Origin of the sequence: Sphingomonas sp. 67-41, assembly GCF_001899725.1 — a bacterium.
GTDB lineage: Bacteria > Pseudomonadota > Alphaproteobacteria > Sphingomonadales > Sphingomonadaceae > Sphingomonas > Sphingomonas leidyi.
In genome coordinates this window covers 20,250-45,375 of record NZ_MKWJ01000031.1, presented here as the reverse complement: position 1 = coordinate 45,375, position 25,126 = coordinate 20,250, and the positions used below count along the sequence as shown (strand labels likewise).

Annotated in this window: 22 protein-coding genes, 1 tRNA gene and 1 riboswitch; of the genes, 10 read left to right on the top strand and 13 right to left on the bottom strand. The window is 67.3% G+C overall.

Annotation, left to right across the window (positions count from 1 at the left end; all coding sequences use genetic code 11):
- Positions 1 to 260 precede the first annotated feature (260 nt).
- Positions 261 to 872 carry a TetR/AcrR family transcriptional regulator gene (locus BGP17_RS20805; protein ID WP_167297813.1) on the bottom strand — a complete coding sequence of 204 codons (612 nt, stop codon included), beginning with the start codon at positions 870 to 872 and terminating at the stop codon, positions 261 to 263.
- 368 nt (positions 873 to 1,240) lie between these two features.
- On the opposite strand from BGP17_RS20805, the gene BGP17_RS20800 reads away from it, so the two are divergent.
- Complete coding sequence (locus BGP17_RS20800) at positions 1,241 to 1,864, top strand: response regulator transcription factor (protein ID WP_286713462.1); 624 nt, start codon at positions 1,241 to 1,243, stop codon at positions 1,862 to 1,864.
- A 3-nt stretch (positions 1,865 to 1,867) separates the two neighbouring features.
- On the opposite strand, the gene BGP17_RS20795 is transcribed toward BGP17_RS20800, so the two are convergent.
- Positions 1,868 to 2,437, bottom strand: coding sequence for a TMEM165/GDT1 family protein (locus tag BGP17_RS20795; protein ID WP_167297811.1), 570 nt, complete (start codon positions 2,435 to 2,437; stop codon positions 1,868 to 1,870).
- 12 nt (positions 2,438 to 2,449) lie between these two features.
- A riboswitch (yybP-ykoY riboswitch) is annotated at positions 2,450 to 2,631 on the bottom strand.
- 63 nt (positions 2,632 to 2,694) lie between these two features.
- The gene (locus tag BGP17_RS20790; protein ID WP_286713461.1) at positions 2,695 to 3,219 is read right to left on the bottom strand and encodes an alpha/beta hydrolase; all 525 of its coding nucleotides are present in this window, start codon (positions 3,217 to 3,219) and stop codon (positions 2,695 to 2,697) included.
- A gap of 229 nt (positions 3,220 to 3,448) precedes the next feature.
- Between BGP17_RS20790 and BGP17_RS20785 the strand changes: the two genes are divergently transcribed.
- From BGP17_RS20785 to BGP17_RS20760, 6 genes are all read left to right on the top strand, one after another.
- On the top strand, positions 3,449 to 3,724 hold the full coding sequence (locus BGP17_RS20785; RefSeq protein WP_286713460.1) for a hypothetical protein: 276 nt from the start codon (positions 3,449 to 3,451) through the stop codon (positions 3,722 to 3,724).
- 401 nt (positions 3,725 to 4,125) lie between these two features.
- Positions 4,126 to 7,185, top strand: coding sequence for a TonB-dependent receptor domain-containing protein (locus tag BGP17_RS20780; RefSeq protein ID WP_286713459.1), 3,060 nt, complete (start codon positions 4,126 to 4,128; stop codon positions 7,183 to 7,185).
- A 158-nt stretch (positions 7,186 to 7,343) separates the two neighbouring features.
- Entirely contained in the window at positions 7,344 to 7,478 is a 135-nt protein-coding gene (locus BGP17_RS20775; protein WP_286713458.1) for a hypothetical protein, read from the top strand.
- A gap of 14 nt (positions 7,479 to 7,492) precedes the next feature.
- A complete protein-coding gene (locus BGP17_RS20770) occupies positions 7,493 to 7,795 on the top strand; it encodes a DUF3649 domain-containing protein (RefSeq protein ID WP_286713457.1) in 303 nt (100 codons plus the stop codon).
- A complete protein-coding gene (locus BGP17_RS20765; protein WP_286713455.1) occupies positions 7,792 to 9,261 on the top strand; it encodes a PepSY-associated TM helix domain-containing protein in 1,470 nt (489 codons plus the stop codon). The genes BGP17_RS20770 and BGP17_RS20765 overlap by 4 nt, the downstream gene beginning before the upstream one ends.
- A complete protein-coding gene (locus BGP17_RS20760) occupies positions 9,258 to 9,581 on the top strand; it encodes a DUF3325 family protein (RefSeq protein ID WP_286713454.1) in 324 nt (107 codons plus the stop codon). Before BGP17_RS20765 ends, BGP17_RS20760 begins: the two co-directional genes overlap by 4 nt.
- Here BGP17_RS20760 and BGP17_RS20755 read toward each other — a convergent pair.
- From BGP17_RS20755 to BGP17_RS20745, 3 genes are read right to left on the bottom strand one after another with little or no spacing between them, the layout of a single operon-like run.
- Positions 9,578 to 11,395: a response regulator gene (locus BGP17_RS20755; protein ID WP_167297804.1), complete on the bottom strand. Its 1,818-nt coding sequence runs from the start codon at positions 11,393 to 11,395 to the stop codon at positions 9,578 to 9,580. The two genes, BGP17_RS20760 and BGP17_RS20755, sit on opposite strands and share 4 nt — an antisense overlap.
- On the bottom strand, positions 11,382 to 12,248 hold the full coding sequence (locus BGP17_RS20750) for a CheR family methyltransferase (protein ID WP_380926143.1): 867 nt from the start codon (positions 12,246 to 12,248) through the stop codon (positions 11,382 to 11,384). The genes BGP17_RS20755 and BGP17_RS20750 overlap by 14 nt, the downstream gene beginning before the upstream one ends.
- Complete coding sequence (locus BGP17_RS20745; RefSeq protein WP_286713452.1) at positions 12,245 to 15,340, bottom strand: response regulator; 3,096 nt, start codon at positions 15,338 to 15,340, stop codon at positions 12,245 to 12,247. The genes BGP17_RS20750 and BGP17_RS20745 overlap by 4 nt, the downstream gene beginning before the upstream one ends.
- A gap of 387 nt (positions 15,341 to 15,727) precedes the next feature.
- On the opposite strand from BGP17_RS20745, the gene BGP17_RS20740 reads away from it, so the two are divergent.
- Complete coding sequence (locus tag BGP17_RS20740) at positions 15,728 to 17,599, top strand: hypothetical protein (RefSeq protein ID WP_286713451.1); 1,872 nt, start codon at positions 15,728 to 15,730, stop codon at positions 17,597 to 17,599.
- A gap of 299 nt (positions 17,600 to 17,898) precedes the next feature.
- Here the strand turns inward: BGP17_RS20740 and BGP17_RS20735 are convergent.
- Positions 17,899 to 17,974: transfer RNA gene (locus tag BGP17_RS20735), tRNA-Ala, on the bottom strand.
- A gap of 208 nt (positions 17,975 to 18,182) precedes the next feature.
- Between BGP17_RS20735 and BGP17_RS20730 the strand changes: the two genes are divergently transcribed.
- Complete coding sequence (locus tag BGP17_RS20730) at positions 18,183 to 19,007, top strand: DUF2171 domain-containing protein (RefSeq protein WP_286713450.1); 825 nt, start codon at positions 18,183 to 18,185, stop codon at positions 19,005 to 19,007.
- A gap of 72 nt (positions 19,008 to 19,079) precedes the next feature.
- On the opposite strand, the gene BGP17_RS20725 is transcribed toward BGP17_RS20730, so the two are convergent.
- The 4 genes from BGP17_RS20725 to BGP17_RS20710 form a co-directional block, all read right to left on the bottom strand.
- Positions 19,080 to 19,991 carry an alpha/beta fold hydrolase gene (locus BGP17_RS20725; protein WP_286713449.1) on the bottom strand — a complete coding sequence of 304 codons (912 nt, stop codon included), beginning with the start codon at positions 19,989 to 19,991 and terminating at the stop codon, positions 19,080 to 19,082.
- A gap of 5 nt (positions 19,992 to 19,996) precedes the next feature.
- Positions 19,997 to 20,200, bottom strand: coding sequence for a helix-turn-helix transcriptional regulator (locus BGP17_RS20720; protein WP_167297801.1), 204 nt, complete (start codon positions 20,198 to 20,200; stop codon positions 19,997 to 19,999).
- The gene (locus BGP17_RS20715; RefSeq protein WP_167297800.1) at positions 20,197 to 20,607 is read right to left on the bottom strand and encodes a hypothetical protein; all 411 of its coding nucleotides are present in this window, start codon (positions 20,605 to 20,607) and stop codon (positions 20,197 to 20,199) included. Before BGP17_RS20715 ends, BGP17_RS20720 begins: the two co-directional genes overlap by 4 nt.
- 365 nt (positions 20,608 to 20,972) lie before the next feature.
- Entirely contained in the window at positions 20,973 to 22,370 is a 1,398-nt protein-coding gene (locus BGP17_RS20710; protein WP_286713448.1) for a glutamate ligase domain-containing protein, read from the bottom strand.
- 40 nt (positions 22,371 to 22,410) lie between these two features.
- Here BGP17_RS20710 and BGP17_RS20705 point away from each other — a divergent pair, with 40 nt between their 5' ends.
- Positions 22,411 to 23,244, top strand: a complete 834-nt coding sequence (locus tag BGP17_RS20705) for an LD-carboxypeptidase (RefSeq protein WP_167297798.1) — start codon at positions 22,411 to 22,413, stop codon at positions 23,242 to 23,244.
- Positions 23,245 to 23,287: 43 nt separating this feature from the next.
- On the opposite strand, the gene BGP17_RS20700 is transcribed toward BGP17_RS20705, so the two are convergent.
- Both BGP17_RS20700 and BGP17_RS20695 read right to left on the bottom strand, forming a co-directional pair.
- On the bottom strand, positions 23,288 to 24,682 hold the full coding sequence (locus BGP17_RS20700; RefSeq protein ID WP_286713447.1) for a class I SAM-dependent methyltransferase: 1,395 nt from the start codon (positions 24,680 to 24,682) through the stop codon (positions 23,288 to 23,290).
- Positions 24,672 to 25,025 carry a VOC family protein gene (locus BGP17_RS20695; RefSeq protein WP_286713446.1) on the bottom strand — a complete coding sequence of 118 codons (354 nt, stop codon included), beginning with the start codon at positions 25,023 to 25,025 and terminating at the stop codon, positions 24,672 to 24,674. The genes BGP17_RS20700 and BGP17_RS20695 overlap by 11 nt, the downstream gene beginning before the upstream one ends.
- Positions 25,026 to 25,126: the final 101 nt, after the last annotated feature.

The window sequence follows — 25,126 nt, the reverse complement described above, 5'->3', positions numbered from 1 at the left end:
TCTGCGGCGCACCGTCCCGGTCCTGTCTAAATTCTGCGCTGCTGGAGTGATGGCCCGGGGCGTCGGCCCCTTGTCGTCGCTTCGGCAGCTTCCCTCATTCTATACTGACTGGTATAGAAATCGTGCTGCGTTGCGTCAAGGGCTTTTTATACTGGTCGGTATTTTTTGTCGAGGCGGGGCCAAACAAAAACTTTCAAGAGGCGTTCGCGATCGGGCGCCTCCCTGTCATCGCGGCGAAAGCCGGATGCCGGCAATCTCGCTTACTTGCTCGGCCAGCAGGCCAGGCTGGTGTCGATCAGCGCCTGAAGATCGGCGCACGACGTGCCGCCGCCGGCCTGGAGCGCAATGCCCTGGAGCAGTGCGGTCAGATAGGCGGTGAGCCCGATCACGTCGGTATCGGCGGGCAGGTCGCCTTCGTCCTTGGCGCGCTCGAATCGATCGATCAGGCCCTGCTTCACGGTTGCCCCGCGCTTGAGCACCTCGGCGCGGATCGACTCCGCTTCGGCCCCGCAAGCCACCGAGTTGATCACGCCCATACAGCCCTTGGGATCGCACGAGCTCATCTGCATCTCGAGCGCGCCGATCAGCAGCCGCTCGGCGACGCCACGCGCAGTCGGCGCGTCGAGCGCCTTGCCCATATAGTCGAGCTTCTCGCGCTGATAGAGATCCAGCGTCTTCCGGAAGAGCGCTTCCTTGTTGCCGAACGCCGCATAGAGGCTCGGCCGGGTGATCCCCATCGCTTCGGTCAGGTCGCTCAGCGAGGCGCCCTCATAACCCTTGCTCCAGAAGACGCGCAGCGCCGCGGTCAACGCCGAGTCGGTGTCGAATTCGCGGGGGCGCCCCTTGGCGACGGCACAGGCGGTGATTTCCATAATGACCGGTACATAATGTTGATGGACCCAAAAGTCCAATGCCTTGCGGCCCTTCCGCATTCCACTCCGGTTAACCACTGTATTTTCACGGGTGTGAACTTGCCGATCGGTGGGATTACGCGCTTCCCATGGTTGAATCCATTCGACTCACCAGTTGGCGGAAACATAGGGCGCCCGTCATGCAAGTCTCGGATGCATGCCGCGGGCCCTCCCGCAGCCCCGCCGAATTGACGAACGAGAATATCGCAGGACGCGTCAGGGGCATTTGGACGGCAATGGCATCGCATCGTCCGCAACAACCGGCGACCATGCGCCGCTCCCTTCATTTATACGCTGCATATCGTTTGCACCAAAATGGAGTAATTTAGATGGACGGCCAGCGTCTGGTGCACATCGTCGATGATGAGGACAGCGTCCGGAACTCGATCGGGTTCATGCTGCGGACCACGGGCTATGCCGTGCGCCTCTGGCCATCGGGCGCGGCGTTCCTCCGCGAACTGCGCAGCGTCGAGCCGGGCTGCGTCCTGCTCGACATCCGCATGCCCGAAATCGACGGGCTGCAAGTGCAGCAACTGCTCAACGAGCGCGGTGCCGCCATGCCGGTGATCGTGCTCACCGGACATGGCGACGTGGCGGTCGCGGTGAAGGCGATGCGCGCGGGCGCGGTCGACTTCCTCGAAAAGCCGTTCGAGGCCGATCGCCTGCTGAACGCGATCGACAAGGCCTTTGAGCGCATGCGCGAATCGAACGGCGCCTCGCGCACCGATGCGGCCCGCACGCAGCTCGCCAATCTCTCCGCGCGCGAGCGCGAAGTGCTGGAAGGGCTCGCGGCCGGCTTTCCCAACAAGACCATCGCCTATGACCTCGGCATCTCGCCGCGCACGGTGGAAGTGCACCGCGCCAATCTGATGCAGAAGCTCGGTGCGCGCAGCCTCTCCGAAGCGCTGCGCGTCACCTTCACCGCCGAGATGGGCGAAATCCAGCGTCCCTAGGCGTCAGAACCAGCCGGCGGTTTCGCCCAGCATCATGATACCCGCGGCGATGAACAGCACCGCGGCGATACCGTGCACCAGCCGCAGCGGCACGCGCTTGAGCAACGCGTTGCCAAGGAACACCGCCGGCACATTGGCCAGCATCATGCCCAGCGTGGTGCCGGCGGTGACCGCCCATATATTATGGAACTTCGCCCCCAGCGCCACCGTGGCGAGCTGAGTCTTGTCGCCCATCTCGACCAGGAAGAAGGCAATGGCGGTAGTGAGGAAGGCGCCGAAGCGAGCCGGCTTGTCCTCGATGTCGTCGATCTTGTCGGGGATCAGCGTCCACAGCCCCATGGCGATGAACGAAGCGGCGATCAGATAGCGGAACCAGGCGCCCTGGAGCAGCGCGGCGGCTTCCGAACCTACCAGGGCGGCAAGGAAATGATTGGCCAGCGTCGCGACCAGGATGCCGAGGATGATCGGCACCGGCTTCTTGAAGCGCGTGGCGAGCAGGATGGCGAGCAACTGGGTCTTGTCGCCGATCTCGGCGAGCGCCACGAGTGCGGTGGAACTGAGCAGGGCTTCCACGGGCAATACTCCGGGCCGGACGGAGACGAAATCCAACGACATCGCACCTCCCCGCCCGGCAAGAGCGGAGATGCGACGCCATTGGTCTCGCCCGAACGGTGACCCGTCCCTCCCGCGCCATGGCCTCTCGGCCAAGCATGTTGACGCAGGAGCCCGCGCGACGGCGCGGCTGGCTACTCCCCAAATAGCGAGGTACTGCCGAAGCAGCACCTGCCCGGCCTAGGGCAGGTGCCCGTGAGAATCCAGCGCTTTGTGGTTCAGCCCGCCAGGCAGAGCAGGGGATTCCCGGCCGCAGGCACCGCGTCCGGTTCGCCGCGCAGCGAAGCGAGCAGGTCGCCGATCGAGCGCACCGGCGTCGAATCGAGGAAGCGGCTGCCCCAGTCGCGTGCCAGCGCCGCGGCATCGGCTCCGGTATCCGCCAGGATCGAGGGAAAGGCGATGCGCAGGCGGGGCCCGGCGAAGAGCTGCTCGGGCGAGGCAGTCACCGCCGACCCCAGCGGCCGGACGAACACCGCGCCAGCGACCTTCTCGACATAGGAAGCCGGCGAGAGCCGCGCCCACCAGGTCACCGCGAAACAGCCGATGCCGTGCGCGACCAGGATCACCGGGCGCTCCGTCAGGCGAACCGCCTCGTCGAGCCGCGCGGCCCACAGGTTGCGCCCGCCCCCGCCAAGCTCGATGATCTGCCCGGCATGCGCCAACAGGCTGCGGGCGGGACGGTCGGCACGATCATAGATGGTCAGTGTCGGAAGCGACAGATCGAAGAGGCCATTCTCGGGCATTCGCTTATCTCCCAGCCGGGCGGGAAGGCACGCTCAACGAGTCGCCAGCCTATTCCTACTCCACCACTATGCAATCGCCCCTGCGCCAGGATGTTTTCCCGGCGCGCCGAAATAATCGGCCCCTCTGTGACTCTCCCGTGTCCGAATATTGCAGAAAGTTCATCTTGCGGAGAACTGTCGGCCACGCGGGCGGGTGCAGTCTCGCCTCTCCACAAGCAGGAGAGTGCCAATGTTCAGGAAGTTGATGATCGCCGGAGCCTCGCTCGCCATGCTCGCCGCGGCGACGCCTTCGATCGCAGCAGCGCCGTGCCGCGACGCGCACGGCAAGTTCATGAAGTGCCCGACCAAGCCCGCGGCCAAGCCCATGGCCACCAAGCCCGCGGCGGCCGCCCCCGTTGCCGCCAAGCCCATGGCGGCAAAGCCCGCGCCCGCCAAGGCAACGCACTGCAAGGATGCCAAGGGCAAGTTCGTGAAGTGCGGCACGGCAGGCGCCAAGCCGGCCTGACCGCCAGCTCCGGGCTCGGCCGCCCGCATCGGCCGGGCCTGGATCATTTCCTACCAGCAACTTCGAAGCCGGCGGCAACCCCGCCGGCTTTTTCGTTCGTCCGCCCGATGCGCGATCGATCCGGCTTCGTCGCAATACGCGCCGCCTCGGTCGCTTAACGGAGGAAGCTGCCCCCCGCTCCCCGCAGCGTACCTCCTGCGCCCGTGCTTCAATCGTGAAGGCGGCGCAGCGAGCGGGCGGGCTGCCGGGCGACATCCTGGACGATCGGGTCGGCGAAATTTCCCAAGCGAAATGGCCAGAGCGCGATGCAGCCCCGCCGCGCGAGCGAAAGAGGGAGTGGTCCGCCACGCGAGCAGCCTGAGCACAGACTGCCGCCGCGGCCACAAGCAAAAGGGCTGACAATGATAAATCGAACCAGGACCATCACCCGGCTGTTGCGGGACTCGACGGCACTTTGCGGCGCCATGCTGATCGCCGCGCCGGCATTGGCGCAGGAAGCCGCGCCGGCGGCGTCATCCGCACAGGACGCTGCCGCTCCCGCGGCCGCCCCGGCTGCCCAGGAAGCGACCGGCGACCAGATCGTCGTCACCGGCTCGCTGATCCGGCGCACCGACACGGAAACGCCGTCGCCGGTCACCGTGCTCTCGGCCGAGACGCTGGAGCAGCGCGGCCTCAACACCGTCACCGAGGCGGTGCAGCGCCTGTCGGCCGGCAATGCCGGCACGATCACCCAGGGCTGGAATGCGGGCGGCAATTTCGCGGCGGGCGCCAGCGCCATCTCGCTGCGCGGCCTCACCGTGCAGTCGACGCTGACCATCTTCGACGGCCTGCGCATGGCGCCCTATCCGCTTGCGGACGACGGCCAGCGCAACTTCGTCGACATGAACACCATCCCCAACGCGATCATCGAGCGCATCGACGTGCTGAAGGACGGCGCCTCCTCCACCTATGGCGCGGATGCCGTCGCCGGCGTGATCAACGTGATCACGAAGAAGGAGATCAAGGGCCTGCACGCCAATGTCTCGGCCGGCATCTCGCAGCGCGGCGACGCGGGCGAGCGACGCGCCGACCTGACCTGGGGCTATGGCGACCTCAACGACCAGGGCTTCAATTTCTACGTCAGCGGCGAATATATGAAGCAGGACCCGCTCTGGGCGCGGGACCGCGACTATCCGTTCAACACGCTGGACTGGAGCCGGATCTGCGGCGCCAGCGGATCCTGCCTGCCGAACCACACCTGGAACGGCATCAGTGCGAACGGGACGGTATTCGGCCTGTACGCCCCGCCTGGCGTCGCGATGATCCGTCCGGTGGCGACACCGGGCAACCCCAGCGGTTCCGGGCGATTCTCCTACATGGCCACGTCGAATCCCTGCGGACGCTGGACGCCGTATCAGCTCTCCGCCGCGCAGATCGCACAGGCGACCACCGCGCCCACGAGCGGCATCGTCTGCCAGGGCAACCAGGCGGAGTATCTGATGCTGCTGCCGGACGTGGAGCGCTTCGGCGTGTCGAGCCGCTTCACCGCCAATATCGGCGACTCGCACCAGTTCTACGCACAGGCGAACTATTACAAGACGTCCACCGCCGCCACGTCCTCGCCGCACGCCTTCAACGGCACCCTGCCGGATCCCACCTCGGTGGGCACCTACAGCGTGATCATGCCGGTCTATGTGTGCGCATCCGGCAGGGGCACGCCCAACGGAGTGAACACCGGTTGCGATGCCACCAACGGCACGCTCAACCCGCAGAACCCCTATGCCGCCGCCGGCCAGACCGCGCAGGTCCTGTTCCGGTCCGACCGGATTCGCGAGGATGAGGCGATCTCCCGTACGCTGCGCGGCACGATCGGCCTGTCCGGCCAGGTCGCCGGCTTCGACTATTCGGCGAGCTTCGTCGCCGCCAATTCGAAGCTCACCCGCATCCAGCGCGGCTATGTGAAGCCGCAGCGGATCATGGACGTGCTGGCCCGCGGCACGTTCAACTTCACCAATCTGGCCGCGAACCCGCAGAGCGTCTGGGACTATATCGCGCCGGAAAACGCCACGGTGTCGAACTCGGACCTGTGGCAGGCCACGGCGAACCTGTCGCGGCACGTCATCGACCTGCCGGGCGGCGGCGTGGATGCGGCGGGCGGCCTTTCCTATCGCTATGAATCGATCATCTCGCCCAGCGCCAATCCGGGCAGCGACATCAGCCCCTGGGATCGCTATTACAACGTCAACGCAGTCGGCACCTCGGGCAGCCGCAAGGTCTTCTCGGCCTTTGGCGAAGTCCAGGCGACCGCGCTGGACATGCTCGAGCTGAACCTCTCGGGCCGTTACGACTCCTATTCGAGCGGCCAGAAGAACTTCTCGCCCAAGGTCGGCGCCAAGTTCACGCCGATCCGTGCCCTTGCGGTGCGCGGCACCTGGTCGAAGGGCTTCCGCATCCCGAGCTTCAACGAAGCCTATGGCACGCCGACCACCGGCTTCGTCACGCGCGGCGGCGGCACCTTCTGCCAGACCTATGCGGCGTTCTGCGCCGCGCACGGCAACAATGTCTACGCCAGCCAGGCCTTCAGCATGGGCCTGACCAATGTCGGCAATCCCGATCTGCGGCCGGAGAAGTCGGAGAGCATCACCGCCGGCCTGATCTTCGAGCCGATCCGCGGCCTGAGCTTCACGCTCGATTTCTGGCGGATCCGCGTCAAGGACCAGATCGTCGGCGTGAACAACACGGCGCCGGTGCTCGACGCCTATTATCGCAACAACGGCGTGGTGAACATTCCGGGCGTCACCGTCCGCCCCGGTCCGGTGGATCCGGCCAATCCGAACGCGTTGCCGCATATCGGCACCATCCGGGCCCTCTATGCCAATGCCAACCGGCAGGTGGTCCAGGGTATCGACGCGGGTTTCAACGCGAACCTGAAGCTGACCGAGGGCGTGCGCTGGATCAGCTCGCTCGAGGTCTCGTATCTCGACAAGAACCACCTCACGCTGATCGACTCGATCACCGGCGAGGCGCAGCCGCCGCAGCGCTACGAGGACACGCTCAGCCCCTGCAACAACACGTCGTGCTCGGGTTCGCCGCGCTGGCGGGCGAGCTGGCAGAACACGCTCAAGCTCGGCGGCACCAGCGTGACGGCCACGGCCTATTACACCGCCGGCTATCACGTCTCGCAGGTCGATTTCGGCGCCACGCCGTTCGACTGCGCGAGCGCGGTCGACAATGGCGCGGCGACCTATGACGATGGCACGCCGGTGCAGTGCCGTTCGAAGGACATCTGGAATGTCGACCTGACGATCCAGCACCGGATCAACGACAATTTCGCGCTGTCGCTGAACGTGCTCAACCTGCTCGACACCAAGCCGCCCTTCGATCCGAACGCGGCCTACAGCACCTTCGGCTACAACCCGGCCTGGGCCGGCCCCAACATCATGGGCCGCTATTTCCGCGTCGGGGCGAAGATCGATTTCTAGACCCGCCGTAAGAAGGCAACTCCGGGGAGCGGCTTTGCCGCTCCCTCTTTTTTTGCCCGGCGCGTGCGCCCGTCGCGCCGCCTTCCGCTAATGAGATTGACTCGCAATATGCCATTCCCTAACGAGCCCGCCACAGGGGTGTTCCAAGGGGATCCGCGATGAAGTCCTTCCTCCGCAGCGCGCTGCCCGCCGGCGCCATGGCCGTGCGAGCCCCGGCGCCGGGCGAGGAAGAGGGTCAGGACAGGCGCCGCGAGGCGATCGACCCCATCGCCTCGCTCCGCCTCGCATATTGAACCGGGAGGAACGCGTGGCGGGAACAGCACGAGCGCGCGCGGGCTGGCGCTACCGCGTCAATGTCACGGCGCGCGCGGTGGCCGGGACGATCGGCGCCTATGCGGTCGCCGCCCTGTTCGCCGCGGCGATGGCGCGCCTGCTGCCGATGCCGAGAGTGGAAGCGATCATGCCGGCGACTCTGCTCGCCTTCCTCGTCGGGCCGGCGGTCACGCTGTGGGCGTTCCTCGCCCGCGGTCCCTGGCGCGCCTGGGCCGGGGTAATCCTGCTCGCCGCGCTCTTCGCCGCGATCGGCTGGGCCGCCGGGGCACCGGCATGAGCGCGCTCCGCGAAGGCGCGCGCCAGGTCATGGCCTGGCTGCACGGCTGGACCGGGCTGCTGCTCGGCTGGGTGCTGTTCGTCATGTGCCTTGCCGGCACGCTCAGCGTGTTCAAGCCCGAGATCGGCCAGTGGATGCGCCCGGAGACCCGCGCCACCGCCGATCCGGCCGATGCCGTGCAAGCCGCGACCGACTGGCTGGCGACGAACACCCGAGGTTCGACCGGCTGGTATCTCACGGCCCCGAGCGCCCGGACGAACACGGTCGAGGCCGCCTATGACAGCGACGGCAGCTTCGTCTATCGCGCGCTCGATCCGGTGCGCGGCGCCCCCGCCCCGCGCGAGACGCTGGGCGGAGAATTCTTCTACCGCCTCCATTTCGAACTGGAGCTGCCCTATCCCTGGGGCCGGCTGCTCGCGTCGATCGCGGCGATGGCGATGCTGGTCGCCCTGATCACCGGGATCATCGCGCATCGCCGCATCTTCAAGGACTATTTCACCTTCCGTCCGGCCAAGGGGCAGCGCTCCTGGCTCGACGGGCACAATGCGCTGGGCGTGCTCGCCACGCCGTTCCACTTGATGATCACCTTCACCGGGCTGGTCACGCTCGCCTCGCTCAACATGCCCTGGGCCATCTCCGCCACCTATGGCAAGGACCTGGCCGCGGTGTACCACGATCTTGCGCCGGGCGTGGCGGAGCGCGCCAGGGCGAACGTGCCCGTGCCGCTGGCTCCGATCGCCCCGATGCTGCGCGAGGCCCAGCGCCGGCTCGGCGGCACGATCGGCCGCGTCTATGTGATCAACCCGGGCGACCGGGCCGCGGTGGTCACCATATTCCGCTCGGATGCCGACCAGATCGGCTTCACGCCCGCCGAGATCAGCTTCGACGGCGCCACCGGCAGGCCGCTCCGCGCCTGGCGGGAGAATCGCGGCGCGATCCAGACCTATAATGTCGTCTACGGACTCCACATGGCCCGCTTCGCCTCGATCGCGACGCGCTGGCTCTATTTCCTGGGCGGCGCGATGCTGACGCTGGCGATCGCGACGGGCCTGGTCCTGTGGATCGTCAAGCGCCGCGAGCGCGCGCCGCTCTCGCTCGGCAACCGCGTGCTCGAACGGCTGAACGCGGGCGTACTGCCCGGCGTGCCGCTGGGGTGCGCCGCCTATCTCCTCGCCAACCGCCTGTTGCCGCTCGGTCTCACCGGCCGGGCCGAGCTGGAGGTCTCCACGGCATTGTGGGCCGCCGCCGCGGCAGTGGCGATGGGCGCCGCGCTGCCGCCGCGCTGGTCCTGGCCGCTGCTCACCGGCGCGACCGCGCTCGCCTGTACGCTCGCGGCACTCATCGGCCTGTCGATCAGCGTCATGTCGGCGGTGCTGCTGGCCGTCGCGGCGGCGCTCGCCCTGCTTGCCGCGAAGCAGCTGCGGCCCCCGAAGCGCGCCCCCGAACGCCGGAGGCGCGCGGCATGACGATGGCAGTCGCCGGTCTGCTCTATCTCGGCATGTTCGCGCTCGCCGCCGGCATGTCGCGCCACGCCGACCCCCTGCTCGGGGCCCGGGCAAGGCATGCCGCGCTCCGGCATCCGGCCCGCTATGGCTGGGCGCTGCTCGCGTTCTCCTTCCTCATCGCCTGTCTCGCGGGCGACGGCGGGCGGGCGCTGGTGCTGTGGTTCGGGCTGATCCCCTTCGCCAGCGCGATCATCCTGCTGGGGCTCAGCTATCGCCCGGCCGTGCCGCGCGCCATGGTGCCGGTCGCGATGCTGATGGTGCTGCTCGCGCCCCTTATCTAGGCGAGGACCGCCTTGCCGCGCAGCAAGGCTCCGGCAACTTCCACGATCTCGACGGGATCGAAGGGCTTGCCGATCGCCGGCACCTCGGCGAACCCCTCGGGCAGATGGTCGCGGCCATAGCCGCTGACAAAGGCGAAGGGCACGCCATGCGCATCGAGCGCGGCTGCGATCGCCTCGACGCTGGCGCCCTGCAAATTGCCGTCGAGCAGCGCCCCGTCGATCCGTCCGCCTTCGACGATCGCCCGGGCATGCTCGGCGGTCGCGGCCGGGCCGACCACTTCCACGCCGGCATCGGCGAGGATCGCGGCGAGTTCGAGCGCGACCAGCGGCTCGTCCTCGATGATCGCGAAGCGCTTGCCGGCGATGGACGCCATCGCGGCCCCGGCACCCCTGGTCCAGCCGCCGTCATCCGCCGGGCGATCCGCCGGCAGTTCCGCCGCGCCGCCGGAATGCGGCACGGTCAGGGTCCAGCGCAGCCCCTCGGCCGCGAAGACCGCCACCGCCGATCCGCCCTCGGCCTTCAGGCTCCGCTCGATCAATGCCGTGCCGAAGCCGCGCCGGCCCGGCGCCGTCACCGCCGGGCCGCCGGTCTCCGCCCATTCGAGCTCGAGCATCGCGCCGCGCAGCCGCCACTCCAACCGTACCCGCCCCGCCTCGTTCGAAAGTGCGCCATATTTGTTGGCATTGGTGCCGAGTTCATGGAGCACCAGGGCAAGGTGCAGCGCCGGCTCGGGCGACAGCTCGATCTCGGGCCCGGCGAAGCTCAGGCGCTGCGGGTCGATCGTGCCGAGCTGGAGCTGCCCCTCGATCAGCTCGCGCAGCCTGGCGCCCTGCCAGGTGGTGGCGCTGAGCAGCGAATGGGCGCGGGCCAGCGCATGGATGCGGCCGATGAAGGTCGGCGCGAAATCGGAAGGGCCGGCCGAATGGCGCAGCGTCTGCGTGGCGATCGCCTGGACCGAGGCGAGCGTGTTCTTGACGCGGTGGTTGAGCTCGCCGATCAGCAGCCGCTGCGTCGCCTCGGCGCGCTTGCGCTCGGTCACATCGAGGATCTGGACGCTGACCGAGACCAGCCGGTCGCCCTCGAACAGCGCCGAGCAATAGCATTCGCAGTCGAGCAGGGTTCCGCCCTTGTCGTTGGCGCGCAGCGTCTCGACGCGGCGCAGCTCATGCCCCTCGACCATCTGCCCCAGCACCGCCTCCACCGCCGCGCCATTGGCGGGATCCAGCCAGTCGAGCTTCGCGGCGCGCCGGCCCAGCACTTCCGCCGCGCTCCAGCCGAACAGCCGCTCGGCGCCGTTCGACCAGCCGATCACCCGGAGCTCGGCATCGAATTCGACGATGGCGAGCGGGCTGTTGTCGCTATGCGCCTGGATCCGGCCGAGCGCCGCGGCCAGCTGGTCGCGCTGGCGGGCAATCTCCAGCCGCTGGCGCGCCAGCTCGACGAAGATGTCGACCTTGTTGCGCACGATCTGCGGGTCGACCGGCTTGAACAGATAGTCGACGGCGCCCGCCTCATATCCCCGGAACCGCCGGCGCTCGTCGGTCGCCACCGCCGTCACGAAGATGATCGGAACGCGCCGCGTCCGCTCCGTCCCGCGCATCAGCTCGGCGAGTTCATATCCGTCCATCCCCGGCATCTGCACGTCGAGCAGGGCGAGCGCGACTTCGTGCCGGAGCAGCAGTTCCAGCGCGGCCGGGCCCGACGGCGCCTTGAGGATCTCCACGCCGTCGCGGCGAAGCAGCGCGTCCATCGCGATCAGGTTCTTCTCGACATCGTCGACGACGAGGATCTTCACGGTTTCAGGCTGCGGCATGGTCGACCTCCGCAGCTATCGGCCGGATGTTGCGCCGGTATATCTTCTCTTCGGAAACGAAGTCGGCGAATGCGCCGGCATGCGCGGAGAAGCGCAGATTCTCCTTCGCGCCGAGCCCCAGGAAACCGCCGCGCACCAGGCTCTGCCCGAACAGGCCGAGCGCGCGATCCTGCAACGCCCGATCGAAATAGATCAGCACGTTGCGGCTCGAGACCAGGTGCGCCTCGGCAAAGACCTGGTCGCTGGCGAGATTGTGCTCGGCGAACACCGCCCGGGCGCGCAGGCTCTTGTCGAACACCGCCCGGCCATAGCCCGCCGTATAATGATCCGAGAGCGATCCCCTGCCGCCCGAGGCGCGGTGGTTCTCGGTGAACTGCGCGATGCGATCCAGCGCATAGACGCCGGCCTCCGCCCGCTCGAGCGCGGCGGGGCTGATGTCGGTGCAGTAGAAGAGGGTCCGCTCCTCCAGCCCCTCCTCGCGGAACAGGATGGCGAGCGAATAGAATTCCTCGCCGTTCGCGCAGCCCGCGATCCACACCTTGAGCGAAGGGAAGGTGCGCAGATGCGGCACCACCTGTTCGCGGATCGCGCGGAAATAGGCCGGGTCGCGGAACATCTCGCTCACCTGGATGGTGAGGAAGCCCATCAGCTCGGCGAACAGCGCCGGCTCGCGCAGCACCCGCCCCTGCAGCTGCGACAGGGTATCGCAGCCGAAGCGCGCCTGCGCCCGCTCCAGCCGCCGCCGCAGCGAGCCGCGCGAATAGCCGCGAAAGTCATGGTGATAGCGCCGCCAGATCGCGTCGAGCAGCAGCTCGAGCTCCAGCGCGTCCACCGGATCCGCGGCGTCGCTCATCGCGGCATCCACACCCGGACCAGGCTGAGCAGCTTGTCGACGTCGAGCGGCTTGGCGAGATAGTCGTTCGCCCCCGCCGCGATGCAGTCCTGCTGGTCGCGCGCCATCGCCTTGGCGGTGAGCGCGATCACCGGCAGCCCGCGCCATTCCGGCCGCCCGCGAATCTCGCGGGTCGCGGCGATCCCGTCCATCTCGGGCATCATCACGTCCATCAGCACCAGCTCGACCGGGGCACCCCCGCCCTGCGCCGCGTCGAGCGCCGCCAGCGCCTCGATCCCGTTGCGGGCGATCTGCACCTTCGCGCCGTGCGGCTCGAAGATCGAGGTGAGCGCATAGACGTTGCGGATATCGTCCTCGACGACGAGGATGTGGCGCCCGTCGAGCGCGGCGTCGCGCTTGAGCGCCTGGCTCAGGATCGCCTGCTGCTGCTCGGGCAGGTCCGACACCACCTGGTGGAGGAACAGCGTCACTTCGTCGAGCAGCCGCTCGGGCGACTTCGCGCCCTTGACGATGATCGACTTGGAATAGCGCCGCAGCCGCAGCTCCTCGTCGGCCGAAAGGTCGCGCCCGGTATAGACGATCACCGGCGGGAAGCCGACGCTCTCGTCCATGCTCAGCCGCTCGAGCAGGTCGAGCCCCGGCAGGTCGGGCAGGTTGAGATCGAGCACCATGCAGTCGAACGTCTCGCTGCCGAGCCGCTCCAGCGCGGCCGCGGCGCTGTGCGCATCGACGGTCTCGACATCGCGCGAGGCGAGCAGCAGCCGCACGCTTTCGGCCTGTTGCGCATCGTCCTCCACCACCAGCACCCGGCGCAGGCGGCGCGTCATGTGCGCCTCCAGCCCTTCGAGCACGCCGACCAGCTGGTCGCGCAGCACCGGCTTGAGCATATAGCCGATCGCCCCGCCGGCGAGCGCCACCTGGCTGTTGTCGTCGGCCGAGACGACATGCACCGGGATGTGCCGCGTGCGCGGATCGCGCTTGATCCGGTCGAGCACCGACAGGCCGGTATGGTCGGGCAGCCCGATGTCGAGGATCACCGCGTTGGGCAGATATTGCCGCGCCATCAGCGCGCCTTCGTCGGCGGTGCCCGCGATCAGGCAGTCGAAGCCCAGTTCGTGCGCCAGGTCATAGAGAATGCGCGCGAAGGCGGGATCGTCCTCGACGACGAGCAGTACCCGGCTGTCGCCGCTGAGCCGCTCGCGATCGTCGGCGACTTCGGCGGCGCGCGGGGCGCGTCTGGGCGCGGGGGGTGTGGGCACGGCGGCGATCAGCGGTGCCTCCGCCATGGGCGCGGCCTCGATCAGCCCCGGATCATAGGTCTCGGGCAGCAGCAGGGTGAAGACGCTGCCCTCGCCGGCGCTGCTCTCCAGCCGGATCTCGCCGCCCAGCAGCCGGGCCAGCTCGCGCGAGATCGACAGGCCCAGGCCCGTCCCGCCATATCTGCGGCTGATCGTGCCGTCCGCCTGGCGGAACGCCTCGAAGACGATCTTCTGCTGCTCGGGCGCGATCCCCACGCCGGTGTCGCGCACCGCGAAGCTCAGCCGCCCGTCGGCGGCCCGCCCGGCGCTCAGCGTCACTTCGCCCCGGCCGGTGAACTTCACGGCATTGGAGAGGAAGTTGCGCAGCACCTGTTCCAGCCGCTGCGGATCGGTCTCGAGGTCGTCGGGCGTGCCCGGCAGCGCCTCGCAGCGCAGCGCCAGCCCCTTGGCCTCGGCCGCCGCCGCAAAGCCCTGGCGGAGCTTCTCCAGCATCGGCGAGATCCGGATGCGGCGCGGCTGCAGTTCCAGCTTGCCGGCCTCGATCTTCGAGATGTCGAGCACGTCGTTGATCAGCGCGAGCAGGTCGTTGCCCGACGTCTCGATCGTCTCCGCATGCCGCACCTGCTCGGCGCTCATATTGCCCGCGCGGTTCTCGGCGAGCAGCCGGGCCATGATCAGCAGCGAATTGAGCGGCGTGCGCAGCTCGTGGCTCATATTGGCGAGGAATTCGGACTTGTAGCGGCTCGCCTGTTCCAGCGCGCGCGCCTGGCCGGCGAGCGAAGCCTGCGCATGCGCCAGGTCGTCGCGCTGCGCCTCCAGCGTCTGGGTCTGCTCCTCGAGCTGGGCGTTGCTTTCCTCCAGTTCGGCCTGCTGCACTTCCAGCCGCGCCTGCGATTCCTGCAGCGCGCGGGCCTGCGCCTCCAGCTCCTCGTTGCTCGATCGCAGTTCCTCGCCCTGCGCCTGCAGTTCCTCCGCCTGTGCCTGGGTCTCCTCGAGCAGTTCCTGGAGCTGGGTGCGATATTTGGCCGAGCGCACCGCGATGCCGAGCTGCTCGGCGATCCGCTCGAGCAGGTCCTCGGCCGCCGCCGGCATCGCGGCGCCGGCGAAGCCGAGCTCCACCACCGTGTTGACCTGGCCGTCGATCCGGGCGGGCGCGATCAGCAGCTGCCCGGGCCTGGCCTGGCCGAGCGCCGAGCCGAAATAGAGATAGCCGTCCGGCACCGGCGCCAGCACGAAGCCCCGCCCGTCGGCGATCGCCTGGCCGAGCAGCCCGTCGCCCGGCGTCACTCGCTCGGGCACCGCGGCGCCGGCCGGCACGCCATAGCTGGCCCGGCGCAGGAAGCCGTCGCCGTTGCGGATGAAGATCGCCCCCGCCGTCGCGCCCAGATATTCGGCGAGGAAGCGCAGCGCGCTCGCGCCGAGCCGGTCGATCGCCAGGTCTCCGGCGAGCGCCTGTCCCAGCCCGACCTGCCCCGCCTGCAGCCATTCCTCGCGGCGAACGGCCAGCCGGTTGCGGACGAACAGCACGCCGACGATGCCCAGCGTCCAGGCGGTGAGCACGCCCAGCGTGCGGTTGACCCGCGCGATGCTGGGGTCGACGCCGCTGCGCGCCAGCATGAAGCCGGTGATGGTCAGCACCGTCGCGACTAGGGCGACCGCGGCGGGCACCACCGGGCGCGGCGCCAGATAGGCGAAGACGATCGGCAGCAGGTAGATCACCCATACCGAAGTGCCGAGCGGCAGCTGAAGGTCGGCGAGGAACGGCACCACGAGGAGAACCGCGAGCGCGCCATAGAGCAGCATTTCGTATTTCGCGCCGGACCGGTGGATCATCAAACCCCGTTCTCTAAGGCAAGCCCGAGAAATTGCCGCCTTATTCCAACAGCATCCGGGGATCGCAACCAAGATCGGCGCCGAACGACGCCGCCCGGCGCAACGTTCTGCACGCGAATTCGGTTCCGGGAAATGCGCAAATTACGGACAACGGTCCGAATCGGGACGGCAATGGCCCGGCGCGCGCAAGCCCGCTACCTGGCGGGATGCCAGGCCGGCCATGCTCCAACATGCGGGAACTAGGGGCGGCTGGCGGCGCTGAGGGGAATGTCCCCTCGAGGCCATCGCTTGCCTTGACATCCCACCAGGCACACAGACCGATGGCACGCCCACGCCGCTCCCATCGGGTGAAATTTCGTGCTTCACCCCATCCCGCAAATGTGACTGATGATCGCGAGGATTTCGGAACTCCCACTTGCGGATTCCCCCGGGGGAGAAGATAATTTCCCCATCATGAAAGATGGGATTTCCAGGCGCGCTGCCTTCGGCAGTTTCATGGCGGGCGTAGTTCCGTTTCTTCCCGAAGGCCGCAAGGGCAATCCCGACCCCGCCGGGAATGTCGCCAGCGACATTTTCCAGCTCAGAGCTGCGGCGCTAGCCAACGATATCATGATCTACGACGGCGTCGTGTTCAAATGGACGCCGGGCAATTTCACGGCCGAGGCGATGGACGCTCCGGATGATTTCGTGGAAAGCGACCACAAGCCCCTTTTGGTCGGTGCTTGGAAGCGCCAAGATGCAGCCAAGGTCCGCGACGCCGCCCGGTCATCCGAACTTGCATCGCCTACCGGCTTCACTCTCGTGAAACACAAGCGTGGGGAGGCGGGCACGTTCGCTAGAACGGCCGCCCAGATGGATCGTGCCGGCATGTTCGATAATGCCGTGCACGTTTTGCATTGGATCAGCCCGGACTATGACGAGGCGATCCGTGACTGGACGATTGCGGACTCGATCGACGGCACACCTGCACTTCAGAAAGCAGCGCTGGTAGCGAAGAACCTGCAGGGCGGCACGGTGCGCCTGCCATTCGGCCTCCTTCCGATGAAAACTACGCTCGACATTTCTGGCTACCCGATTGCGCTTATCGGCGATCCCTACGCGCCGATGCAGGCCGGATCGGCTGGCCCGGCGTGCACCTTGCGTTGGTTCGGCGTGGCGCGACCAATGATCACGGTGAACACCACGAACTGCTCCTTCGAGGGCTTCGCGATGCAGAACTACGGCAGCGCAACCGATGCCTTCGACCTAGTTCACAGCCAGCATCTATACTTCAACCGGCTCTCCTTCCTTCCCAGAAAGGACTCTACTCGCTTCTCGCGATCGATATTCAACCTTCAGAACGCCAGCATGGGCTATTCGATGTGGAAGCGGCAATGGTTCGGCAGCGCCGCCCCCAAGTTCATGCGCATCGTAAACGGCACCGGCGGTGGCACGCCAATGGAGATTTGCGACCGCTGCGTGTTCGAGACCAACGCTGAGATGGGCCCGGCAACGGTGATTTGGGTCGATGGCGAAGACTTCGACAGCGTGCTGATCCATGGCAACACCTTCAATCAGCAAGAGAACGCCGAACTCTGCATCTTCGACAATAGAACGAATCCGGCCCCTGTCGCCGGCACCGGCTTCAGCTTCTACGACAACGAAATCGACATCGTGTCGAACAACATTGCCAACCGTCCCTTCCGGATGGTGAATATCCCCAACATCGCCTTCTACGACAATTCGGTGCAGGGCGGCGCGGTCGGGCATATCGGCGAGTTGACCAACTCACGCGTAGTCCGCTTCGAAGGCAACTACGCCATGGCGCTATCAGACACTTTCTGGAAAGTTGACGCGACCAGTCGCGTCGATGTTGGCATCAACTATTTTGTGAAGGGCAACACCGGCGGCTATGTGAACAACGGAGCCGCGCAGGGGCTGATTGTCCCGCCCAAGGTCGGCAATCAGGTTTTCCTGATGCTGGAAGCAGCCGTCGAGCCGACCTTTCTTATTGATCTGACCAACGACCGGCCTCGATTGGTCGTGATCGCGAGCGAGGGCGACAGCACTCGTGGCATAAAATTCCCAGGCCAGTATTTCAACTTGATCATTCGCAACACGGCAAGCCCACTGAAGAATCTGGCCTGCAACAGAATCGAGCAGTGGCGGATGAATGGAGCGATCCCGGTTCCTAACGTCGGGAAGCAGATCGCCCTCCGCTTCGTTTGGGATGGCGAGAAGGCGAATGAAATCTCACGAACGTCGGAAATCGCTGTCTAGCCTGTGGTCCATCCGCTTGGCCGGCCTATTACCGAAAATCTCGATCCGGCTTCCCAGCATGATTGAGGATGTTGAGCCTTTCCCACGCGACCTATCCTTTCGCAGGCCGGCCACTGCAGGAGGGGACCGGTGCCAATACATCCACCTGCGCCCGGAATGCCCATGGAAATCCCTCGCCTCGACCTAGGCCATTTGAGCGACGGTCGGCGAGCATACCGATGCCCATTTGCGATACCAAATCGGCCACCGCTCGGGTCCATCGATGACATTGAAATCGCAGAATTCTGCGGCTTGGCGGCTGGTGGAGCTGAGGGGAATCGAACCCCTGACCTCTGCAGTGCGATTGCAGCGCTCTCCCATCTGAGCTACAGCCCCGCCGCCTGTCCCGGGTGGCCCCGGGAGGCGCTCCATTAGCGGCGCTTTTTCCCCAATGCAACCGGCTTGAAACAAGCGCGGCAAAACGCTTCGCCGGCGCGGCGAACTGCACTGAAAAGCGGGGCTTTTTCCGGAACCATTGCCGGCTCTCGCCCGCTGAATCCACGCCGGCCAAGCCCCCCAAGGACCGGCAGTGGAGAAGATTCCCATGAGCGACCGTTACTCCGATCCCCGCTATTTCGGCCCCGAAGACCAGTATCAGGTGAGCGGCGCCCGCCGCGCCGGCGGCGAACATTATTCGAGCGCCCGCGAATATGCCGCGGCCGGCGAGCTCGGCCGAACGCGCGGCAATCGCGGCTATGGCCCTGGCGGATATGGCAGCGAATATCGCGGCGGCTGGGACCGCGGCGCCCGCGAGCAGCGCGGCTGGGACGAGCCCCGCACCCCGTATCGCAGCCAGGATCCGGACCGCGGCTTCTTCGATCGCGCCGGCGACGAGGTCCGCTCCTGGTTCGGCGACCAGGAAGCGGAGCGCCGCCGCGAAGCCGATACGCGCTACGACACACGATGGCCCCATGGCCCCGACGATCACTATTCCGGCTGGCGCCGCCAGCGCATCGCCGAGCTCGACAGCGATTATGACGAGTATCGCCGCGAGAACGCCCAGCGCTTCGAGAACGAGTTCAACAACTGGCGCACCGATCGCCAGGGCCAGCGCGACGGCCTGCGCCGGGTGGCCGAGCATATGGAAGTGGTTGGCTCGGACGGCAGCCATGTCGGCAAGGTCGACAAGGTGCGCGGCGATCGCATCGTCCTCACCAGGAACGACAGCGAGGCCGGCGGCCATCACCATTCGATCCCGTCGCGCTGGATCCAGTCGGTCGACGACAAGGTGACACTGCGCAAGACCGCGGACGAAGCGCATGCGGCGTGGAAGGACGAGGAGCGCGCGGGCGCGCTGTTCGGAGGGCACGACGACCAGGACTGGAATCGCGACCGGAATCTCAACCGGAGCTTTTCCGGGACCTATTGATCCCCAGATGACGGATGTGAGCAGAACTGGGCCCGGGAACACGTCCCGGGCCCTTCCTTGTGTGCCGCCGGCTCAGCCCGCCAGGAACGCAGTCAGCGCCGCGCGGAACGCTTCGGGCTGGTCGAGCATGATGAAATGCCCGCTATCGGCCACGCCCTTCAGGTTCACCCTGGGCGCGCCGGCATATTCGCGCTTGTAGAGGTCGAGCGTCGGCGCCTCGCCGCCCCGCGCCGCCAGCCAGGGCACCAGTACGGTGATCGGCGCGGCGATGGCCTTCAGGTCGGGGCGCAGATCGGTCTGGAGATCCTCGAACATGGTCTGGGCGGAGACCCGCATGTCCGCCTTGGCCATCCAGGCCGCGACCTGCGCCTGCGATTCGGGCTTGGCCGCATTCTGCCGCGCAATGGCCTGGCCCACCGCTTCGGGAAGCGGCTTGCCGTAGAGGCCGGCCATCTGCGCGCGCATCGCCTCGGCCTGGGGCTTGACCGATTCGACCGTCGAGCCGGGGAAGAAGGCCGAGCCGACGAACGGCATCGCGTCGACGATCAGCGCCTTGCCGACATCGCCGGGATGCGCCTTGGCCAGCATCAGCGTCAGCAGCCCGCCCATCGAATGGCCGACCACGGCGGCACCCGCCAGCTTGCGCTCGGCGACCAGCTTGTGCAGTTCGGCGACCATGGCGGGGAGCAGCCCCTCGCCCAGATTGGCGCCCGGCGCGTCGCCGCCAAAGCCGTTGACCTGGACGAGATACACGGTGTGCGTCTTCGCCAGCTCGGGCGCCACGCCGTCCCACACCGCGCGCGGGCTCGACAGGCCGGGGATCAGGATCACCGGACTGCCCTTGCCGATCACCTGCACCGAGAGATGATCCATCTGGATCATCTCGGCCGGTGCCGGCGCGGTCGCGGCATGCGCCGCAGGGGCATGGAGGATGGCGGGGATGCTGGCGGTGGCGAGCAGGGCGAAGGCGATGCGCTTGATCATGACGGTCAGTCCTTGCGGTTGGGATTGGTGAAGATTTCTTCGATGGTGAGGCCGAACAGGTCGGCGATCCTGAAGGCGAGCGGGAGCGAGGGGTCGTAGCGGCCGGTCTCGATCGCGTTGACGCTTTGGCGGGAGACATCGAGCCGCTCGGCCAGGTCCTGCTGGCTCCAGGCCCGCTCGGCACGCAGCACGCGGAGGCGATTGATCATTCGCCGCCTCCGCGCATCGCCGCGAGCTTGTTGAAGCAGCGGCCCACGCCCAGGCCCGCGAACCACAGGATCGCGGCGTAATAGGCATAGACGTGCGGCACGAGGCCGAAATTCTCGAGAAAGCCCCATGCCGTCGCGATGCTCAGCGCGAAGCCGGTGGCGACGAGCGCCTGGCGGGTCACCTGCACGCGCAGATACTCGTCCTGCTCCTCGACGAGATAGCGGCCGAGGACGAAGAACACGCCGATCACCGGCAGCGCCGGCAGCACGCCGGCGACATAGCCCAGCGGCCCATGCAGCGGACTGTTCCGCGCATGCATGACCACGCCGATCAGGATCAGCACATAGCTCGCCATCAGCAGGATCACCGATTTCGTGTAACGCTTCTGTGCCCGATTGCCGGCCATGATTGGCTTCCTTTGCAGTTTGTAAAGGTAGCTTTACTCGAGTCGGCGTGAAATGTCAACCAAGCTTTCCATATGGGAAAGCCTGCCAGACTAGATGCTAATGCTACTTTCCAGCCGGTGCTTCGGGATCGAGGCGCCAGCCATGGAAGGTGCGGACCATCGGTTTGCCGCATCCCTCGCACCAGGATCGGAAAGCCGAGCCGTCATTCCAGGCTCGACCACGACTGCGGTGATGTTTGCCGACAAGACAATAGACTGGCTGCAGCAAGCGCATGTGCCGCCTCCCCGGAATCTCACGGGAATGGTGGCATTTTCCACCGAAAAGTCCATATTTTTGCGCAGATGCGTGAAAAGATTACCGGTTTTTAATCCGCTAGCCGTGCCAGCATCTCCGCGGCGAGGTGGCTGAGCGTGTCGTCGCGCGCACCCATCACCACGATGCGATCGCCCGGGCGCGCATTGGCGACGAGATGCGCCGCCGCTGCCGCGCGATCGGGAATGTAGAGCGCATTGCGCCCGGTCGCGGCGATATCGGCCACGATGTCCGCACTGGTCACCTCGCGGCTGGTGGTGCCGCCCTGATAGACGGGATCGGGCAGCACCAGCACATCCTCGCCGCCCAGCTTCTCGGCGAACATCGCGACGAGTTCGGCACGCATCACCTTGAGCGGGCCATAGCCGTGCGGCTGGAACAACAGGAGCAGCCTGCCCTCGAAGGCATGCAGCGTGTCCAGTGTCGCGGCGATCTTGTCCGGATTGTGCCCGAAATCGTCGATCACGGCGATCCCGCCCGCTTCGCCGACCAGCTCGAAGCGGCGCTTCAGGCCCTGGAAGCCCTGGATCGCCTGGGCGGCCTCCTCCACGGCGATCCCCGCCGCCGCCGCCGCGCCGATCGCCGCCAGCGCATTGGAGACATTGTGCCGGCCCGGCACCTGCAGCGTCACCGGGATCGACGCCTCGCCCTCGCGCGCCAGCTCGAAGGCGATGCCGTAGCGCTGCTCGCGCAGGTTGATCGCAGTCAGATCCGCCGGCGCGCCGATCGCGAAGGTGCGCAGCCGCTCGCGCGGCATCGTCGCCGCCAGCAGGGCGCCCTCGCCATTGTCGAGGTTGATCACTGCCTTGCCCGCCCGCGCGATGAATGCGCCGAACAATTCGATCAGCTTGTCCATCGGCAGGTGATCGAGGCTGACATTGTTGAGCACCGCCACGCCCGGGCGATAGAGCGCGATCGAGCCGTCGCTTTCGTCGACTTCGCTCACATAGGCTTGGCCTGCTCCCACCAGCGCGCTGGCAAAGGGGGCATCGGGCGTGACGAAGTTCTTCATCACCGCGCCGTTCATCACCGTGGGATCGCGGCCCAGCGCGTGGAGGATCCAGCCGATCATGCCGGTGACGGTGGACTTGCCGCTGGTCCCCGCCACGCCGATCGAGAGCGGTGCGGCATTGAACAGCCGGGCGTTCAGTTCCGCCCGCGTCATCCGCGCATTGCCCAGCTCGGCGGCGCGGCGCGCATCGGGCACGGTCTCCTCGATCGCGGCCGAAGCGACGACGATCTGCTCGGCCGAGCCGATCCCGCTGCCGTCCTGCGGGAAGAGCCCGATGCCGCTGCGCGCCAGGAAATCGAATTTCGCCGGCAGCCGCGCCTGGTCGAGGCTGCGGTCCGATCCGGCCACCCTGGCGCCCTGTCCGGCCAGGATCATCGCCAGCGGCATCATGCCCGACCCGCCAATGCCCACGAAGAAGTAAGGTTTGCGATGCTCCATGGCCTCGCGCTATCGGCAATTCGAAGCGAAGGGGCAAGGCATGCGCATCGGAGTCGTCGCACCAGCAAGACCGGTCAGCCGCGAGGGATCGCTGCGCATGGCCGCGTTCATGGCGCTGACCTATCCCGGGCACGAGATCGTGTTCCATCCGCAATGCTATCTGCAGGCCGGCCATTTCGCCGGCACGGACGCGGAGCGCGCGGCGGCATTCCTCGAATTCGCGAATGATCCGGCGTTCGACGCGATCTGGTTCGCGCGCGGCGGCTATGGTTCGAACCGCATCCTGGAAGCCGTGATGCCGAAGCTCGGGCCGGCGGCGAACCACAAGACCTATGTCGGTTTCTCCGACATGGGCTTCCTGCTCGGCGCACTCTATGCCCGGCGGATCGGCCGGGTGGCGCATGGCGCGATGGCCTCCAGTCTGGGCATGAACGACACCGGCGAGGGCGCCGGCTGGGTGCTCGGCTGGCTGATCGACGGCGACAGGCGCGGCTTCGAGCCGGGCCTTGCCGACGGGCGCCCCGCCGCCGCGTTCAACCTCGCCATCCTGGCCGCGCTGATCGGCACCAAATATCTGCCCGACCTGACCGATCACGTGCTCTATATCGAGGAAGTCGACGAGCCACTCTACCGGATCGACCGGATGCTGTTCCAGATGGCGCATGCCACGCAGCTCAAGGGCATTGCCGGCGTGCGGCTGGGCGCGGTCACCGCGGTCAAGGACAATGGCGAGACGGACGGCAACTACAGCTTCGGCGAGACGATCGACCAGATGATCGTGCGCTGGTGCGGGGAAATGGGCGTCCCCTATCTCGGCCGCGCCGAGATCGGCCATGTCGAGCTGAACCGCGTGGTGCCGTTCGGGTTGGTATAGTCCTACGCCGAGAGGCACGGGCATGCCCGGCTTCGATGCGAGCCTAGTCCCGTTTGCGGCACCAGAGATGGAACATGCCGGCGAACAGCTGCGGATGCGCGGCCTCGACCTGGTCCCATAGCACAAGGTCGCGCCGGTCGGCTGCGGCGCCGTGGGCCTGCGCGAACCGGGCCTGCGCCTCGGGCGGCGCATCGAGCATCAGCAGCTCGAGCCCGGCCGCCGCCAGCATCTCGCCGATCGCGGGCAGGCGATACCAATGCTCGCGGACATGGAAGCACAAGTCGCGGCATCCGCTCAGCGTGTAGAAATCATCGCTTTCCCGAAGCCGCGCGAGCGGCTGGCCGGCCGGCAGTGCGAGGACCTGGGCGCGGAAGGCGCGGATGCCCGCCGGGCTCGCGTCCCAGCCATGCCCGGCGATCGCGCGATGCGCCTCGACGACCCAGGCGCGGGCACGCTCGCTATAGAGCGCGACCCGCAGCACGCCGCCACGCGCAAGCGCCTCCGCCAGCGCCGCCAGCCCGTCCGCGGGCCGCTCCATATGGTGCAGCACCCCGGTGCTGCTCACCAGCCCGAAACGGCCGCCGAGCTTCGCGGCATCGAGTATGTCGCCCTGGACGAAGCGAATGGCTCCCAGGCCCAGCGCGCCGGCCATGCGCTGGCCATAGGCCAGGCTGGCGGCGCTCAGATCGAGCGCGGTGATGGCAAGCGACGCGTCCATCCGCGCCAGGTCGATCGGCTCGAACCCGGTGCCGCACCCGGCGACCAGCACCTCCAGCGGCTCGGGCTGCGGTGCCCCCAGCGCGGCGAGATGCGCCGCCACCGAGACACGCGGGCGGGCCGCCGGCGCACGCCAGCGGGGATAGGGGTTGGCCTCATACTGGGCGCGCACCATCCGCGAGACTCGATCGGAGGAGTCGCCGAGCGAAACCATTGCCGCCGCCAGCCGCCGCTCTTCCGCGATCTCGGCTGCGGCACCGGGCGGAATCCCCAGCGCCTCCCCGCCCCACACATATTCGCTCGCGAACGCCTGTGCCGCCAGCGCTTCGCGCAACGCCGCCGGCAGCGCCTGCCCGGCCAGCCATGCCAGCCGCGCCTCCATCGCCGGATCGACATTGATGCAGCGCGTGAGGAACGCCGCCCACAACGGGTCCTCCGCCACCACCGGCTCGGGATATTTCGCCAGCAGCATGCGTGCCGCCGCCCGCGCCAGCGATTGCGGATCGACCGATCCGGCGTGCAGGCAGGTCGCCAGATCCGCTTCGAGCTGCGGCGGCCAGCCGGTGAGCCGCAGCCCCGCCAGCAGTTCGGCATAGGCCGGCGCCGTCCCTTCGAGGTCGAGCGCCAGCGCATGGCTCAGCATCGGCAGCGCCTGGCCGAAGCGGCCCTGGTGCGCCGCCTCGCCCGCCATGGCCAGCAGCTGCGCGGCTTCAGGATGCAATGCGGCCGATCCGCACCAGCGTCCCGTCCGGATCGCTCACCGCGAACTCGTAACAGCCCCAGGGCTTCAGGCTCGGCCCTTCCTTCTCGATGATCAGCTCGCGCACCCGATCCGCCACGCCGTCGACATCGTCGGTATAGAGATAGATGCCGAACGGATTGTGCCCCGGCACCAGCCAGCCGAGCACCGCCTTGTTGAGGTGCAGGTGCCAGCCCTTGCCGTCATCCAGGATCTTGTAGTCGCCATAGTCGCTGACCAGCCGGAAGCCCAGCCGCACATAGAAAGCGAGGCTGGCGTCCAGGTCGTTGCAAGGCAGGATCGTCGTCGCGCGGTGCTCTTCCATCTGGGCCTCTCCGTCTGTCCGTCCGCTCTATGCCATCGAAACGGGCTTCCAATGCAGGATTTTGCCTGTCGCCCCCGGCCCCATGCGCAACCAGGCCGCAG